Raw genomic sequence first — 16,432 nt, forward strand, 5'->3', positions numbered from 1 at the left:
AATGCACGATGCGCTGACCCGAGCCGGACGAGCCCTGCGCGCGGCATTGCTGGTGGCCCTGGCCCTCCTCTTCCTGATCCCGTTCTATCTCCTGGTACGCAACGGGCTGGCGGCCGAATCGGATATCACCGCCCCCAGCTGGACCTTCTTCCCCTCCCACCTCCACTGGTCGAACCTGACCGAGGTCTTCACCGACCCGAATCTCCCGATGGCGCGGGCACTGCTCAACTCGTCGCTGATCGCGGTGTCGACGACGCTCGGCACGGTCGTCCTGGCCTCCCTCGCCGGCTACGGCCTGGCCCGGATTCCGTACCGCCACTCCTCGGTGGTCTTCTACGCGATTCTGGGCACGCTGATGGTCCCGGCTGCCGTGACCTTCGTCCCCAGCTTCGTCCTGGTGTCCACGCTCGGCTGGATTTCGACGCTCCGCGGCCTGATCGTCCCGACCCTCTTCAGCGCCTTCGCGTGTTTCGTCTTCCGGCAGTATTTCCTGGGCTTCCCCAAGGAGTTGGAGGACGCGGCGCGGGTGGACGGGCTCGGATACTGGCGGACGTACTGGCGCATCGTGGTGCCCAACGCCCGGCCGGTCTTCGCGGCGGTCGGCACGATCGTCTTCATCGGGGCCTGGAACGCCTTCCTGTGGCCGCTGGTGATCGGCCAGGACCGGTCGGCGTGGACGGTGCAGGTCGCACTCTCCACCTTCACCACCGCGCAGAACCTCAATCTGCACGAACTGTTCGTCGCCGCGGGCATCTCCATCGTTCCCCTGATCGCCGTGTTCCTGCTGCTCCAGCGGTACATCGTGGCGGGCGTCGAGCGCAGCGGGATCGACGACTGAGGCGGCCGGGGCACCGATACGCCGGTCCGGGCCTGCCCCTCTCGGTGCGTCAACGGCCGGCACCGGCCCTTGACGCCTTCCCTTCACGCCTCCCCGGACCCCGCACGCCCCTGGAGTGGCCGGTGCTGTTCTTCCGCGGAGCACACCTGACGGCCACCGCACCGCGCCAATTTGCCGCCGATTGCGGGAAGTTGGAGACCAACCCGCTCTTGACACCGGGCGACTCGAAGGAGGCGGTGCGGTTTGACAAGACGGCCAGCAGCGCACCCGCGTTCGAGAACGCATGGCACACGGACGTAACCTTCCGCGAACGCCCCGCAATGGAGCCGGTGTTGCAGCCGTGCGAGGTGCCGGCGCGCGACAGGGACACGATGTGGGCCGATATGGCCGCCGCGTACGACAATTTGCCGGTGAAAATCCGGGAGCGGATCGATGGCGCAAGGGCGGTGCACGACTATCTTCCGAGCTTCTCGCGTTTCCGCTCGACCCCTCAACTCTCCTTACCCCAGGGGCAGTTCCCACCGGTGGAGCATCCGGTGGTGCGCCGGCACCCGGAGACCGGGCGGTGCATGCCGTTCGCCGACGCGTCCGAGTTCGACGACAGGACCCGGGGGAACCGGACGCCACTCCACCCCCTACCACCTCGCCGCCGTCCCCCCGGCCGCCGGTCCCCCCGCCGCCTGCTCGGCCGGTCCGGCGCCGCGGAGGAGGGCCGCGCCGAGCGGCGTCAGGGTGTGCAGCACCGCATTGCCCTGGCGCAGGGTGGAGAGGAGGCCGGCATCGCGCAGCACGGTGGCGTGCTGGCTGGCGGAGGCCAGCGAGACGTCGACGCGGCGGGCCAGTTCGCTGGTGGTGCAGCCGACGCCGATGCCGTGCAGGATCGCCGAGCGGGTCTGGCCCACGAGGCGGCCCAGGGAGCGGTCGGGCGGCACCGGCGGGGTCAGCCGCGGGGTCTGGTGCTCGACGGGGTAGACGAGGACCGGCGTCAGGTCCGGGTTGTAGAAGGTCACCGGGGTGCGGCGGCAGAAGTAGGAGGGGAGCAGGAGCAGTCCGCGGCCCGCCAGATGGAGGTCGCGTTCGACCGGGTAGTCCGCCTCCAGGACGGGCGGGCGCCAGCGCATCATCGGCGGGAGGGACGCCAGCAGGCGGTCGGCGCCGCCGTCCAGGAGCGCCCGGCCGCGGGCGGCGCGGTCGGCCTCTATGCGGCCCTGGACGCGCGGCCAGTACGGAGCCACCGCCGCCTCGTAGTAGCGCCGGAGTATCCCGGCGAGCCGGGACAGCGCACGGGTCTCGCCGTCCGCCATGTCCCGTATCCACGCGGGGAGCGGTCGGCCGGCGGCGGGTGCCCGCCGGGACAGCTCTTCGCGCAGGCGGGCGGCGGGGGTCTCCCGCAGCGCGGCGAGCGCCTCGTCCATGCCGAGCAGGCCCTCGGCCGGCGTCAGGAAATCGGGGAAATAGCCGCGGGTGGGCACCAGCGGTGCCAGCAGACGCGTTTCGCCATTCAACTTTCCGCGCGTTTCCGATCGCCATTTCCCGAACGCCGAATCGTCGCGCCTGTCACGTAGTCGATGAAAGCTGAGGACTGTCTCCCACAGTGCGTCGGGGCGTGCGGCTATCCGCACGCGGGCCAGATCGAGTCCACTGAAATGGACGCGTAACACCGAACCCCCACCCTTGGTTTCCGAAGTCGGCCCCCGGCACGCCTGAGTATGCACGCCAACACGTGCGGTCACCATGCCCTTTTGGCCAGAGTTGAAAAGGGTCGCGCCGTCGGGGGCCCGCCGGGAATGCTGTACTCAATTCAACGGCGGTGCGAACGGCCCGGATTGCTCGATCCCGTGGGGGGTGATGGGCAAACAACCGGCCGGCCGCGGACCGTTGAAGGCCGCCTCCCACGCCGACTGGGAGGACGGCAGCTCCCGAGGGGGGAGTCCGGAGAAGGCGAGGGCGGCACCTCCGCACAGGTGCCGCCCTCGTTGCGGTGCCGGAGCCGACGGGCGGGCGTGAGGGTGAAGGTGCCCGGCCGCCGTCTCCGGTGGTTGGTGGGGCGGGTGCCCCGTCGGGTCAGCGGCTGTCGCTGCCCCTGGCCTCCGCCGCCGCGCGGCCCGCCTCCAGTCGTGCGACCGGGATGCGGAACGGCGAGCAGGAGACGTAGTCGAGTCCGACCTCGTGGAAGAAGTGGACCGACTCCGGGTCGCCGCCGTGTTCCCCGCAGACCCCGAGTTTGAGGTCGGGGCGGGTGGCGCGGCCGGCCGCCGCGGCGTTGCGGACCAGCGAGCCCACGCCGTCCTTGTCGATGGTCTCGAACGGGCTGACGCCGAAGATGCCCTTCTCCAGGTACGCGGTGAAGAAGCTGGCCTCCACGTCGTCGCGGGAGAAGCCCCAGACGGTCTGCGTGAGGTCGTTGGTGCCGAAGGAGAAGAAGTCGGCGGACTCGGCGATCTGGCCGGCCGTCAGCGCGGCGCGGGGCAGCTCGATCATCGTGCCGAGGGTGAGCTTGAGGCTGACGCCGTAGCGCTTCTCGACCTCGGCGATGACCTGTTCGGCCTCCTCGCGGACGATCTCCAGCTCCTGGACGGTGCCCACCAGCGGGATCATGATCTCCGCGCGCGGGTCGCCCTTGGCGTTCCGGCGCTCGGCGGCGGCCTCGGCGATGGCCCGGACCTGCATGGCGAACAGGCCGGGGATGACCAGGCCGAGGCGGACGCCGCGCAGGCCCAGCATCGGGTTCTGCTCGTGCAGCTTGTGCACGGCCTGGAGGAGCCGGAGGTCGTTCTCGTGCGGCTCCTTGCGGGCCTCGGCGAGCGCGACGCGGACCGAGAGGTCGGTGATGTCGGGCAGGAACTCGTGCAGCGGCGGGTCGAGGAGGCGGACGGTCACCGGCAGGCCGTCCATCGCCTCGAACAGCTCGATGAAGTCGGCCTTCTGGAGCGGCAGCAGCTCGGCGAGGGCGGCCTCCTTGTCGGCGTCGGTGTCGGCGAGGATCAGACGCTCGACCATCTCCCGGCGCTCGCCGAGGAACATGTGCTCGGTGCGGCACAGGCCGATGCCCTGGGCGCCGAACCGGCGGGCGCGGGCGGCGTCCTCGGCGTTGTCGGCGTTGGCCCGTACGCGCAGCCGGCGCACCCGGTCCGCGTACGCCATGATCCGGTGGACGGCCTCGACCAGCTCGTCGGCGTCCTCGGCGCCGGCGTGCATCCGGCCCTCGAAGTACTCCACGACGGGGGACGGCACGACCGGCACCTCGCCGGCGTAGACCTTGCCGGTGGAGCCGTCGATGGAGACCACGTCGCCCTCTTCGATGACGGTGCCGTCCTGGGTCGTCATCCGGCGGGACTTGGTGTCGACCTCCAGCTCCTCGGCGCCGCAGACACAGGTCTTGCCCATACCGCGGGCGACGACGGCGGCGTGCGAGGTCTTGCCGCCGCGGGAGGTGAGGATGCCCTCGGCGGCGATCATGCCGTTGAGGTCGTCGGGATTGGTCTCGCGGCGGATCAGGATGACCTGCTCGCCGGACCGGGACCACTTGACGGCGGTGTAGGAGTCGAAGACGGCCTTGCCGACGGCGGCGCCCGGGGAGGCGGCGATGCCGCGGCCGATCAGCTCGGACTTCGCGTCCAGGTCGAACCGGGGGAACATCAGCTGCGCGAGCTGCCCGCCGGTGACCCGCTGGAGGGCCTCGGCCTCGTCGATCAGGCCCTGGTCGACGAGCTGGGTGGCGATCCGGAAGGCGGCACCGGCGGTGCGCTTGCCGACCCGGGTCTGGAGCATCCACAGCTTGCCGCGCTCGATGGTGAACTCGATGTCGCACAGGTCCTTGTAGTGCGTTTCGAGCGTCTCCATGATCTGCATCAGCTCGTCGTACGACGCCTTGTCGATGCGTTCGAGGTCGGCGAGCGGGACGGTGTTGCGGATACCGGCGACGACGTCCTCGCCCTGCGCGTTCTGCAGGTAGTCGCCGTAGACGCCCTGCTGGCCGCTGGCCGGGTCGCGGGTGAAGGCGACGCCGGTGCCGGAGTCGGGGCCGAGGTTGCCGAAGACCATGGAGCAGACGTTGACGGCCGTGCCGAGGTCGCCGGGGATGCGCTCCTGGCGGCGGTAGAGCTTGGCGCGGTCGGTGTTCCACGAGTCGAAGACGGCCCTTATGGCCAGGTCCATCTGCTCGCGGGCGTCCTGCGGGAAGTCCCGCCCGGTCTCCTTGGCGACGATCTGCTTGAATTGCTCGACCAGCGCCCGGAGATCGGCGGCGTCCAGATCGACGTCGACGGTGACGCCCTTGTCCCGCTTGGCCTCCTCCAGCGCCTCCTCGAAGAGCTCGCCGTCGACGCCCAGCACGGTCTTGCCGAACATCTGGATGAGCCGGCGGTACGAGTCCCAGGCGAACCGCTCGTCGCCGGCCTGCGCGGCGAGGCCGGAAACCGACGCATCCGAGAGGCCGATGTTGAGGACGGTGTCCATCATGCCGGGCATGGAGAACTTCGCCCCGGAACGCACGGATACCAGTAGCGGGTCGTCGGCCTGGCCGAGCTTCTTGCCCATCCGCCGTTCCAGCGCGTCGAGGTGCTCGGAGACCTCGGCACGGAGTGCCGCGGGTTCGGTGCCGCTCTCCAGGTAGACCTTGCACGCTTCGGTGGTGATCGTGAAGCCCGGAGGGACCGGAAGTCCCAGGTTGGTCATCTCCGCGAGGTTGGCACCCTTGCCACCGAGGAGGTCCTTGAGGTCCTTGTTGCCCTCGGTGAAGTCGTAGACGAACTTCACGGAAGAAGACTGGCTTACGTGGGGATCTTGTGTTTCCGGCACGGGTCTGACTCCTCGCCGACGGGCTGCCCTGACGGCGAGGAACATACCCAGATCGAAGGCGTATGGGTACGTCCACTTGGTCGACATACGTGCGTAACCCGGCGTCCGCCAGCAGATCGAAAGTGATCAAGGGCAGGAAGCATCGTTTAGTTCCTGAACTCATCACTGCGCTACGCAGTCAGTAGGTCGCAGTGGATCTACTCACCGCAATGACGACGTTGATTGCTTGAACAGGCGGCGGATGGCACGCGGTGCCACCATTGCGAGAGATAGAGTCCGGCCGATTGTGCTCATCTGAGCGGCACCCCTATCAGGGGTGGCGAGAATCACGCGCTCATGTGTGAGCCAGTCCCATCATTTGGACCCGCTTCGGCTAGTCGATCAAGGAATGCGTCGACCGGTGTGCGCACCCGTTCCCGTACCGCCGGAAGCTCCGCACGCGATTCGGCCACCCACCGCTCCGGGTCGGCCGCGGTGCCGGTCGCGACGGCCGGCGCCGGTTCTCCGTCGGCAGGGGCGTTCCGGCGCGCCGCCGGGCCGAGTTCGGTGAGCACCGGTATCAGGCCATAGTTCCCGGGTGGCGGGAATCGCACCTCGGCGTCCCGGGTCGTATACCTCTGCCCGGCAGGCGCGTTGCCGTCACTCCCCTCCCAACGGGGCGGCCCCGCGGGTGCCGTGGCGGCGCCGGCGCAGCAGCGGGACGAGCGTCAGGGCACCGAGCAGGGCGCCGGCCGCCACCGGGAGGGCGGTCGCGTAGAGGGCCGCCGCCGAGGTGGCGGCCGGCGGTCCGGGGTGGTCGGCGCGGGCCAGGAAGACGCTGCCGTACGCCGCCACCCCCGCCACCTGGGCGAGCTGCGGGACGGTGGTCAGCACCCCGCCGGCGTCCGCGGCGTCGGCCGGGGCGATCCGGGACAGCGCGAGGGTCAGCAGCGGGCTGGTGGTGTAGCCGAGACCGAGCCCCCAGAGGAGCTGGCACAGCGGCAGCGCGGCACCGCCGGCGCCGCCGGACCGCAGGACCAGTCCGATGCCGAGACAGCCGGCCGCGGCGAGGGTGCAGGCGGCGGCGATCATCGGCAGCTGCCAACGGGCGGGCAGCTTCTGCCAGGTGAGGCTGCCGGTGGCGACGCCGACGGCGAGCGGCGCGAAGGCCAGCCCGGCGCGGGTCGCGGACTCGCCGAGGCCCGACTGGAGATGCTGGGAGAGGCAGAAGAGGAAGCCCGCGTAGCCCGCCATGCAGAAGAACAGCGCCGCCGCCCCGTACACCAGGTCCGGGGAGCGCAGCACCCGGCCGGGCACCAGCGGCGCGCCGCCGCGCCGGGCCACCGCCCGCTCGACGAGGACGAACACCCCGAGGACCGGAGCCGCGGCGATCAGGCAGCCGGTGGTCCACCGCGGCCAGTGCTGCTCGTGTCCCAGTACCAGCGGGACGACCAGCAGCAGGAGCGCGGCGGTCAGTGTGACCAGTCCGGGCAGGTCCAGGCCCCCGGCCTGGCGCGGCAGGGCGCGCGGCAGCAGCCGCACCGCGGCGGCCAGCAGCGCCAGCCCGACGGGCACGTTCATCAGGAAGACCGGGCGCCAGCCGGTTCCGTACAGGTCCGCACTGACCAGCAGGCCGCCAGCGACCTGCCCGACCACGACGGCCACCGCGATCACCACCGCGTACAGGCTCAACGCCCGGGCGCGGGCGTGCCCTTCGAAGGTCAGCTGGATGAGGCTGTATATCTGCGGCACCATCAGCCCGGCGCCGAGGCCCTGCACCACCCGGGCGCCGATCAGCGCCCCGGCGTCCGGCGCCAGCCCGCAGCCGGCCGACGCCAGCGTGAACAGGGCCAGACCTGTCAGGAAGACGGTACGGAATCCGTGCCGGGCGCCGAGCCGGGCGCCGGTGATCAGCAGCGCCGCATAGGAAACGGTGTAGCCGGAGACGATCAACTGGAGTGCGGAGCCGGTGGTATGGAGGTCGGTGCGCATCGTCGGGGTGGCGACATTGACGACGGTCGCGTCCAGCAGCGCCATGAACACCGCGCCGAGGATGACGACCAGGACGCCCGTATCTCCGGTGCTTTTGGCGCCCGCCTTTCGCCCGGCGATTCCGGTACGGCGATGGTGCCGGCGTATCCCGGGCGCGGGCCGCGCCTGCCGGGCGGAATCCGCGGTGCGGGAAGTGAGTTCATCGGTGGTCTCGTTCATGGCAGCGATGGTCACCACCGGCGCATTCCGGTACCAGAGATCCGGTGATCCTGGTACCGGCGGTATCTGGCACCGGCCGGCGGGCGTCCCGCATGATGGGCCGGTGTCAGCGATCACCCGTTCCGCATCCGCCGCTGCCGCCCGGCGCGGTGAACTCGCCGCGTTCCTGCGGCTCCGCCGGGAGCGCATCACGCCCCGGGAGGTGGGCCTGCCCGGCGGCCCGCGGCGGCGCACTCCGGGCCTGCGCCGGGAGGAGGTCGCCGAGCGCGCGGGCGTCGGCGTGGCCTGGTACACCTGGCTGGAACAGGGCCGGGCGATCAACCCCAGCGTCCAGGTGCTGGACGCCATCGCCGGTGCGCTGCTGCTCGGCCCGGCGGAGCGCGCGCATCTGCACCGGCTCGCGGACGTCCCCGGCGCCGCCGCCCCCGAATCCCCCGCCGAGGAGATTCCGGTTCCGCCCCGGACGCGGGCGGTGCAGACCATTCTGGATTCGCTGAGCCCGCTTCCGGCGGGCCTGGTCGGTGCCCGCTACGACGTCCTGGCATTCAATGACGCCTATGCCGCGCTCGATCCCCGGATGGTGCTGCTGCCGCCGCCGGAACGGAATGTGCTGTGGCGGCTTTTCACCGCCGACGAGGAATCCCAGCCGCTGGTCGACTGGGAACGCGAGGTCTCTTTCATGGTGGGCCAGCTGCGCGCCGCATTCGGCCGCCGGATGCACGATCCGCAGTGGCGGGCGTATATCCGCAAACTCTCCGCGGCCAGCCCGCTGTTCGCCGACATGTGGGCCCGGCACGACGTCCTGGCGCCGGCCACCCACCGCAAGGCGTTCCGTACGGTCGACGGCCGCGAGGTGGCCATCACCGCGACGGGATTCACCACCACCGAGGCGCCCGCCGCCACGATGTGGATCTATACGCCGGACGGCCCGGACGCGGAGCGGGTGCTCGGTGAACTGCTCGCGCGCTACCGGGAGTTGGGAGCGGCCGGGCTGGTGGCCGTGGGCGCGCCCGGCCGGGAGGGCGGCTGATCGCCGGGCGGTACGCCCGCCGGACCGGGACCGGCTACGTCTTCGCCCGCCGCCCGCTCCTGCGCGGTGCCGGGTCCGCCCCGTCCAGCAGTTCCAGCCGCCGCTCCGCGCCCCGGGTCTCCACCTGGGTGACGATCCGCCGCAGCAGCTCCGCCAGGGTCAGTGCCTCGTCGTCGGTCAGCCCCTCGGTGACGAAGGCTTCCTCGGCGTGGAACTCCGGGAAGGTCCGGGCCATCAGCGCCTCGCCCTCGGGCGTGAGGGAGAGCAGTGCGAGCCGGCCGTCCGTGGGGTGCGGGGTGCGTGCCATCAGGCCGCGGGACTGGAGGGTGCGGGCGACACCGGTGAGGGTGCCCTTGGAGATGCCGGCCTCCTCGGCGACCCGGCGGGTCTCCCACGCGCCCCGGACCCACACCACCCACAGCACCACGAACGAGGTCCAGGTCAGCTCGGCGCCGCGCAGCACCGAGTTCTCCAAGTGCTGCCGTACGGACGCCGCGGCGCGGTAGAGGCCCGCGACCGCGGCCATCCGCTCCTGCCGGACGGGGGTGTCGCCGAGCCTGGCCCGTACCGCCTCGTCCGTGTCCTCCACGGAGCGGTGCCCGCTCACCACGGCATCTTCCTCACCTCTCCCGTTACCCGGCCGCCGGACGCGCCCGCCGCACGGCGGCACATCGGCTGCACACGGTAACGGGGCCCCGACCGGACGGCCCCCGGGACATCACGCCGTACACCCGGACGGCGCCACCGCCCCCGGGCCGGCGGCCGGTATCCGGCCTGCGCTCAGCCGCCGACAGCCGCTCGCCGCGGCACAGCACGACCAGCGCGGCCGGCTCGTGGCGGGACGGCGCCGGCGAGCCGACCGTCACCGGCAGCTCCGATCGGCCTGTTCGCCGGCCGGGACCAACCGCCGGTCAGCCCCCCGAGGTGTCCAGTTCCGCCTCCTCGCTGACGCCGGCGCAGTCGTAGGGGTCGCGCAGCCAGCCGTCGGGCAGTACCACGCGGTTGTTGCCGGAGGTCCGGCCGCGCGGTCCGTCGGCGCCCGCCGGCCACGGCTGGTTGAGGTCCAACTCGCCCAGGCCGTCCTCCAGTTCGGCGAGCGACGAGCTGATCGCCAGCCGCTTGCGCAGCTCCGAGCCGACCGCGAAGCCCTTCAGATACCAGGCGACGTGCTTGCGGAAGTCGATGACGCCGCGGTTCTCGTCGCCAGTCCACTCGCCGAGCAGCGCGGCGTGCCGGACCATGACGCGGGAGACCTCGCGAAGGGTCGGCGCGGCGGGCGTGCCGGTGCCCTCGAAGGCGGCGACCAGATCGCGGAAGAGCCAGGGGCGGCCCAGGCAGCCGCGGCCGACGACCACGCCGTCGCAGCCGGTCCGCCGCATCATCCGTACCGCGTCGTCCGCGGACCAGATGTCGCCGTTGCCGAGCACCGGGATCTCCGGGACGTGCTCCTTGAGGCGCGCGATGGCGTCCCAGTCGGCGGTGCCGCCGTAGTGCTGGGCCGCGGTGCGGCCGTGCAGCGCGATGGCGGTCACGCCCTCGTCGACGGCGATCCGGCCGGCGTCGAGGAAGGTGATGTGGTCGTCGTCGATGCCCTTGCGCATCTTCATCGTGACGGGCAGGTCACCGGCGCCGGTGACCGCCTCGCGCAGGATGGCGCGCAGCAGGTTCCGCTTGTACGGGAGGGCGGAGCCGCCGCCCTTGCGGGTCACCTTCGGGACCGGGCAGCCGAAGTTCAGGTCGATGTGGTCGGCCAGGTCCTCCTCCGCGATCATGCGGACGGCCTTGCCGACGGTGGCCGGATCGACACCGTACAGCTGGATCGAGCGGGGCCGCTCGCTCGCGTCGAAGCGGATCAGCTGCATGGTCTTCTCGTTGCGCTCGACCAGCGCCCGGGTGGTGATCATCTCGCTGACGAAGAGGCCCTTGCCGCCGCTGAACTCCCGGCACAGCGTCCGGAACGGGGCGTTGGTGATCCCGGCCATGGGCGCGAGCACCACGGGGGGTTGCACCGCGTGCGGGCCGATCGTCAGCGAAGTCATGAACCCCATTGTCCCGCACCGGGCGAGCTGCCCCGCCGGGGACGTCCGGCCGGGATCGTTGTAACGTTCAACCATGCCCGTCGTCAGCCGCCGTCGCCGCCTGCTGGTCCTGGCGATCTGCTGCCTGAGCCTGCTGATCGTCAGCCTCGACAACACCGTCCTGAACGTCGCGCTGCCGTCCGTGCAGCACGAGCTGGGCGCCTCGGTCTCCGGGATGCAGTGGACGATCGACGCCTACACCCTGGTCCTGGCGTCGCTGCTGATGCTGGCCGGCTCGACGGCGGACCGCCTCGGCCGCCGCCGGATCTTCACCGTCGGGCTGGTGGTCTTCACGCTCGGCTCGCTGCTGTGCAGCCTGGCACCCGGGCTGGAGTGGCTGGTGGTCTTCCGTATGGTGCAGGCGGTCGGCGGGTCGATGCTCAACCCCGTCGCCATGTCGATCATCACCAACACCTTCACCGACCCCCGGGAGCGGGCCCGCGCCATCGGGGTGTGGGGCGGTGTGGTCGGCATCAGCATGGCGGCCGGGCCGGTGATCGGCGGGCTGCTGGTGCAGAGCGTCGGCTGGCGGTCGATCTTCTGGATCAACGTCCCGATCGGGGCCCTGGCGCTGCTCCTCACCCGGCGGTACGTCCCGGAGTCCCGCGCCCCCAGGCCCCGCCGGGTCGACGCGGTGGGGCAGCTGCTGGTGATCGCACTGCTCGGCTCCCTGACCTACGCGATCATCCAGGCCCCGGAGACCGGCTGGACCTCCCCGGAGATCCTCTCGTTCGTCGTGGTGGCGGCGGCCTCCTTCGCCGCCCTCGTCGGCTACCAGCGCCGGCGCCGCGAACCCCTCATCGACCTGCGGTTCTTCCACAGCGCCCCGTTCAGCGGCGCCACCCTCATAGCCGTCTGCGCCTTCGCCGCGCTCGGCGGCTTCCTCTTCGTCAACACCCTCTACCTCCAGAACATCCGCGGCCTGTCCGCCATGGAAGCCGGCCTCTACATGCTCCCCATGGCCGGGATGACCCTGGTCTTCGCGCCGCTCTCCGGACGTCTGGTCGCCGGCCGCGGCGCCCGGCTGCCGCTGCTGCTCGCCGGTACCGCGATGGCCGCCAGCGGCCTGCTCTTCGCCGCCTTCGACGCCGCGTCGGCCACCGCCCTGCTGTTCCTCGGCTATGTCCTCTTCGGCATCGGATTCGGCCTGGTCAACGCCCCGATCACCAATACCGCGGTGTCCGGTATGCCGCGCGCGCAGGCCGGTGTGGCGGCGGCGGTGGCCTCCACCAGCCGGCAGGTCGGGCAGTCGCTGGGCGTCGCGGTGATCGGCGCCGTGCTGGCCGGCGGGGCGCATCTCGGCGCCACCCGCGCCGCGTTCCTCGCCGCCGGCCGCCCCGCCTGGTGGATCATCACCGGCTGCGGCGCCGCGATCCTCCTCCTCGGCGCCCTGACCACCGGCCACTGGGCGCGCGCCACCGCCCGGCGCACCGCGGCGCTCTTCGAGGACGACACGGCCCGCGGGCAGAGCCGGGCGGGCGCGGGGTCGTAGGACCGGTCCGCCCGGTCGGATCCGGCCCGCCGCGCGGCACGCCTCACCCCTGGGCGAGCGCCAGCTTCTCCAACTGCTCCAGCCGCTCCCGGGACACCTCGTCGACCGGGGTGTACACCAGCGCCTTCGGCCCCGGATTGGGACCCGTCCACAGATGCGTCCCGGTCAGCTGGAGCACACCGACCTCCGGGTGCCGGAAGACCTTGACGGCGCTCGTCGTGCGCTCGACCTCGTGCTGCGCCCAGATCTCCCGGAACTCCGCCGACGCCTCGGTCAGCCGCGTCACCAGCGCCTTCCACGCCGGCTCCGCGACGTGCTCGGCCATCGAGGCGCGGAACTTGGCGGTCATCGTCCGGACCGTGGCCTCCCGGTCGCCGAGCACGGCCCGCCACCCGGGGTGGGTGAACGCCAGCCACATGCAGTTGCGGTCCTCCTCGGGCAGCGCGTCGAGGCCGCACATCAGCTGCCCGTACGTGCTGTTGTAGGCGAGGATGTCGAACCGGCTGTTCTGCACCACCGCGGGGAACGGCGCGAGCCGGTGCAGGATCTGCCGCAACGCCAGCGGCACGCCCGTGCACTCCTTGCCCGGCAGCGGGTCGATCGCCCCGGCGAGCGCGAAGAGGTGGCTGCGCTCGGCGCGGTCCAGCAGCAGTGCGCGGGCCACCGCGTCCAGCACCTGCGGCGAGACGTGGATGTCCCGGCCCTGTTCGAGCCAGGTGTACCAGGTCACGCCGACCGCTCCGAGATGCGCGACCTCCTCGCGGCGCAGCCCGGGGGTGCGCCGGCGGCTGCCGCGCGGCAGGCCGACCTGCTCGGGGGTTATGCGCTCCCGGCGGCTGCGCAGGAAAGCGGCCAACTCCGCCCGCCGGATGGCGTCGTCGGCCCGCGGGGCTGCGCCGCCACCGCCGCGTGTGGCACCCTGCGGCACCCCGCGGCACCGTCGCCTCCGGGACGGGGGCCATATCCGGGACGGTGCCCGGTCCCGCCGCAGCTGCCACATCGGTCGCATCCAGACTCATGCGACCAGCCTGCCGCAGCGCCAAGACGGTTGCCAGGTAGCGCTGATACCAGGATAAGGACACTCTGGTACCCGTCTGAGCCGACCGTGATCCTCGACTCCGTGACCGAAACCCAGATACCGAGCACCACACCGGCACCGCCCACCACGGCCGCCCGGCACCGTCCGGCGGAGACCCCGCTGCTGACCCCCCTGGGCCTGCTGACCGTCCTCCTGGGCGCGGCCCTGCCGATGATCGACTTCTTTATCGTCAACGTCGCCCTGCCGACCATCGACCACGACCTTCAAGCGGGCCCCGCCCTGCTGGAAATGGTGGTCGCCGGCTACGGCGTCGCCTACGCCACGATGCTCGTCCTCGGCGGCCGGCTCGGCGACATGGCCGGCCGGCGCCGGCTGTTCCTCTGGGGCCTGGCCGCCTTCGGTCTCACCTCGCTCGCCTGCGGACTGGCCCCCGACGCCTGGACGCTGGTGATCGCCCGGGTCGCCCAGGGCGCGGCCGCCGCCCTGCTGCTGCCGCAGGTACTGGCCACCATCCAGGCCACCACCACCGGCAAGCGGCGCGCCAAGGCCGTCAGCCTCTACGGCGGCACGGCCGGCGTCTCCAGCGCCGTCGGCCAGGTGCTCGGCGGGCTGCTGGTCTCGGTCGACCTGGCCGGCACCGGCTGGCGCGCGGTGTTCCTGGTCAACGTCCCGATCGCCGTGGTGGCCTGGCTGCTGGCGTCCCGTACGGTCCCCGAGACCCGGTCCCCGCACCCCAGCCGCGTCGACGGCCCCGGCACCGCGCTGCTCGCCACCTCCCTGATCGCCCTGCTGCTGCCGCTCACCGAGGGCCGCGCCGCCGGCTGGCCCGTGTGGTCCTGGGTGCTGCTGGCGGTCTTCCCGTTCTCGGCCGCCGCGTTCATCGCCGTCGAGCGCCGCGCCGAGCGGACCGGCCGCACCCCCCTCGTACCGCCGTCCCTCCTGCGCATCCCCTCCGTGCAGAGCGGCCTGACCATGATCGTCCCGTTCTCGGTCGGCTTCGGCGGCTTCATGTTCGTGGTGGCGGTGGCCCTCCAGACCGGCCTGCGCTACGGCCCGCTCGCCGCCGGCATCTCGCTGGCCCCGCTCTGCCTCGCCTTCTTCCTCGCCTCGCTGGCCGGGCCGCGGCTGGTGCAACGCTTCGGTCGGCGGGTGGTGATCACCGGCTCGCTGCTCCAGGGCGCCGGGCTGCTCGCCCTGGCCCTGACCGTCCACGCCGACTGGCCGCACATCCCGGTCCTGGAGCTGGCCCCGAGCATGACGGTGCTGGGCATCGGGCAGGGCCTGCTGCTGCCGGTCCTGATGCGGATCGTGCTGAGCGAACTGCCGGTGGCGCAGGCCGGCGTGGGCGGCGGCGTCATGGTCACCACACAGCAGTCCGGGCTCGCTCTCGGCGTGGCAACGCTGGGCACCCTCTTCCTCGCCCTGCTCCCCTCCGCCGGCATCCGCGACGCCTTCCTCGCCGCCGTACTCGCCCAGCTCCTGATCGTCCTCGGCACGACCCTGCTCGGCTTCCGCCTCCCCCGCACCCTGCGCTGAGGCCTCGCGCCACGCCCCTCCCCCACGGCCCGCTCCCCACCCCCTCCACCACCCCTCACCCTCACGGCTGACAAATATTGAAATCTGTCAGCCGTCATGTCATGGTGAAGGCACGGCTCAACCAGCCGCCCACCATCCCTTCCCTCAGGAGCACGCCGTGCAGACCCGCACCCTCGGCACCACCGGCCCGCAGACCTCCGCCCTCGGCCTCGGCTGCATGGGCATGTCCGCCCTCTACGGCGACAGCGACCGCGCCGAATCCCTCGCCACCATCCACGCCGCCCTCGACGCCGGCATCACCCTCCTCGACACCGGCGACTTCTACGGCATGGGCCACAACGAACTCCTCATCAACGAAGCCCTGCGGACGGCCCCCGCCGCCGCCCGCGAAAAGGTCCTGACCAGCGTCAAGTTCGGCGCCCTGCGCACCGTCGAGGGCGGCTTCACCGGCTATGACGGCCGACCCGCCGCGGTGAAGAACTTCGCCGCGTACTCCCTCCAGCGCCTGGGCACCGACCACATCGACATCTACCGGATCGCCCGCGTCGACCCCGACGTCCCGATCGAGGAGACCGTCGGCGCCATCGCCGAGCTGGTCGAGGCCGGCCACGTCCGCCACATCGGCCTCTCCGAGGTGGGCGCGGACACCCTGCGCCGGGCCGCCGCCGTCGCCCCGATCGCCGACCTCCAGATCGAGTACTCCCTCATCTCCCGCGGTATCGAGGACGCGATCCTCCCCACCGCCCGCGAACTGGGCATAGGCATCACCGCCTACGGAGTGCTCTCCCGCGGCCTGATCAGCGGCCACTTCACCCGTGACCGCAAGCTCGCCGCCCATGACTTCCGCGGGATGTCACCGCGCTTCCAGGGCGACAACCTGGCGCGCAACCTCGACCTGGTGGACGCACTCCGCAAGATCGCCGACCAGAAGGGCGTCTCGGTCGCCCAGACCGCCATCGCCTGGGTCCTCTCCCGCGGCGAGGACATCGTCCCGCTGGTCGGCGCCCGCCGCCGCGACCGCCTCGCCGAGGCCCTCGGCGCCCTCGACGTCACCCTGGACGCCGACGACCTGATCGCCATCGAGCAGGCCATCCCAGCCGGCGCCGCCGCAGGCGACCGCTACCCGGCAGCCCAGATGGCCCACTTGGACAGCGAACGCTGACAACGAACGCTGACAACGGAGAGGAGTGACATCAGGCAGCGGATGACGAATGCGGCACTGCCGGGGCACCCCGGCAGCTGCGAACGGAAGGCGATGAACAACGCCAACCCGCACGCCGCCCGCCGACCGCCCGCCATTCACGGCCCCACCGCAGGGCATCAGCTGCCGACCGCCGCCGTCCCTGGCAAGCGAGCCGCCCGCCGGCGACCGTCGGTGGCCGCCGGTGGCCGCGGGCGGCCGTCCGTGGACCGGCAGGGGGCCCCCCCG

At 72.0% G+C, this 16,432-nt stretch carries 12 protein-coding genes and 1 pseudogene; 7 read left to right on the forward strand and 6 right to left on the reverse strand.

Features of this window, described 5'->3' with window-relative positions; translation table 11 throughout:
• The first annotated feature begins 1 nt into the window (after position 1).
• Complete coding sequence (locus RZ84_RS11630; protein WP_043264258.1) at positions 2-838, forward strand: carbohydrate ABC transporter permease; 837 nt, start codon at positions 2-4, stop codon at positions 836-838.
• A 110-nt stretch (positions 839-948) separates the two neighbouring features.
• Positions 949-1,428: pseudogene (locus RZ84_RS36435) on the forward strand (TauD/TfdA family dioxygenase); the annotation flags it as partial.
• Positions 1,429-1,473: 45 nt separating this feature from the next.
• On the opposite strand, the gene RZ84_RS11635 reads toward RZ84_RS36435, so the two are convergent.
• The 3 genes from RZ84_RS11635 to RZ84_RS11645 form a co-directional block, all read right to left on the reverse strand.
• The gene (locus RZ84_RS11635; protein ID WP_052229891.1) at positions 1,474-2,343 is read right to left on the reverse strand and encodes an ArsR/SmtB family transcription factor; all 870 of its coding nucleotides are present in this window, start codon (positions 2,341-2,343) and stop codon (positions 1,474-1,476) included.
• Between the two features lie 559 nt (positions 2,344-2,902).
• Positions 2,903-5,596, reverse strand: a complete 2,694-nt coding sequence (gene ppdK, locus RZ84_RS11640) for a pyruvate, phosphate dikinase (RefSeq protein WP_043264259.1) — start codon at positions 5,594-5,596, stop codon at positions 2,903-2,905.
• Positions 5,597-6,277: 681 nt separating this feature from the next.
• On the reverse strand, positions 6,278-7,828 hold the full coding sequence (locus RZ84_RS11645) for an MFS transporter (protein ID WP_241777666.1): 1,551 nt from the start codon (positions 7,826-7,828) through the stop codon (positions 6,278-6,280).
• 103 nt (positions 7,829-7,931) lie between these two features.
• Here RZ84_RS11645 and RZ84_RS11650 point away from each other — a divergent pair, with 103 nt between their 5' ends.
• Positions 7,932-8,858, forward strand: coding sequence for a helix-turn-helix transcriptional regulator (locus RZ84_RS11650; RefSeq protein ID WP_052229892.1), 927 nt, complete (start codon positions 7,932-7,934; stop codon positions 8,856-8,858).
• A gap of 34 nt (positions 8,859-8,892) precedes the next feature.
• On the opposite strand, the gene RZ84_RS11655 is transcribed toward RZ84_RS11650, so the two are convergent.
• Both RZ84_RS11655 and dusB read right to left on the reverse strand, forming a co-directional pair.
• Positions 8,893-9,468 (reverse strand): MarR family winged helix-turn-helix transcriptional regulator, encoded by a 576-nt coding sequence (locus RZ84_RS11655; protein WP_078893699.1) that lies wholly within the window; start codon positions 9,466-9,468, stop codon positions 8,893-8,895.
• A 301-nt stretch (positions 9,469-9,769) separates the two neighbouring features.
• Positions 9,770-10,906, reverse strand: a complete 1,137-nt coding sequence (gene dusB / locus RZ84_RS11660; RefSeq protein WP_043264260.1) for a tRNA dihydrouridine synthase DusB — start codon at positions 10,904-10,906, stop codon at positions 9,770-9,772.
• A 64-nt stretch (positions 10,907-10,970) separates the two neighbouring features.
• Here dusB and RZ84_RS11665 point away from each other — a divergent pair, with 64 nt between their 5' ends.
• Complete coding sequence (locus tag RZ84_RS11665) at positions 10,971-12,428, forward strand: MFS transporter (RefSeq protein ID WP_043264261.1); 1,458 nt, start codon at positions 10,971-10,973, stop codon at positions 12,426-12,428.
• Between the two features lie 43 nt (positions 12,429-12,471).
• Here RZ84_RS11665 and RZ84_RS11670 read toward each other — a convergent pair whose 3' ends face one another.
• Complete coding sequence (locus RZ84_RS11670) at positions 12,472-13,356, reverse strand: helix-turn-helix transcriptional regulator (RefSeq protein WP_043264262.1); 885 nt, start codon at positions 13,354-13,356, stop codon at positions 12,472-12,474.
• Positions 13,357-13,548: 192 nt separating this feature from the next.
• Between RZ84_RS11670 and RZ84_RS11675 the strand changes: the two genes are divergently transcribed.
• The 3 genes from RZ84_RS11675 to RZ84_RS40100 all read left to right on the forward strand — a co-directional run.
• The gene (locus RZ84_RS11675) at positions 13,549-15,003 is read left to right on the forward strand and encodes an MFS transporter (RefSeq protein WP_043269673.1); all 1,455 of its coding nucleotides are present in this window, start codon (positions 13,549-13,551) and stop codon (positions 15,001-15,003) included.
• A 157-nt stretch (positions 15,004-15,160) separates the two neighbouring features.
• Positions 15,161-16,165: an aldo/keto reductase gene (locus tag RZ84_RS11680; RefSeq protein ID WP_043264263.1), complete on the forward strand. Its 1,005-nt coding sequence runs from the start codon at positions 15,161-15,163 to the stop codon at positions 16,163-16,165.
• Positions 16,166-16,207: 42 nt separating this feature from the next.
• Positions 16,208-16,432 (forward strand): hypothetical protein (locus RZ84_RS40100; protein ID WP_206743090.1); only part of this gene is annotated, 225 nt, incomplete at its 3' end.

Origin of the sequence: Streptomyces sp. CT34 (genome assembly GCF_000805335.1) — a bacterium.
Classification (GTDB): Bacteria; Actinomycetota; Actinomycetes; order Streptomycetales; family Streptomycetaceae; genus Streptomyces.

Bases quoted from the DNA above. Each gene is read 5' to 3' on its own strand.
- RZ84_RS11630 (WP_043264258.1), top strand. From the start codon at position 2: ATGCACGATGCGCTGACCCGAGCCGGACGAGCCCTGCGCGCGGCATTG.
- RZ84_RS11645 (WP_241777666.1), bottom strand. From the start codon at position 7,828: ATGAACGAGACCACCGATGAACTCACTTCCCGCACCGCGGATTCCGCC.
- dusB (WP_043264260.1), bottom strand. From the start codon at position 10,906: ATGGGGTTCATGACTTCGCTGACGATCGGCCCGCACGCGGTGCAACCC.
- RZ84_RS11665 (WP_043264261.1), top strand. From the start codon at position 10,971: ATGCCCGTCGTCAGCCGCCGTCGCCGCCTGCTGGTCCTGGCGATCTGC.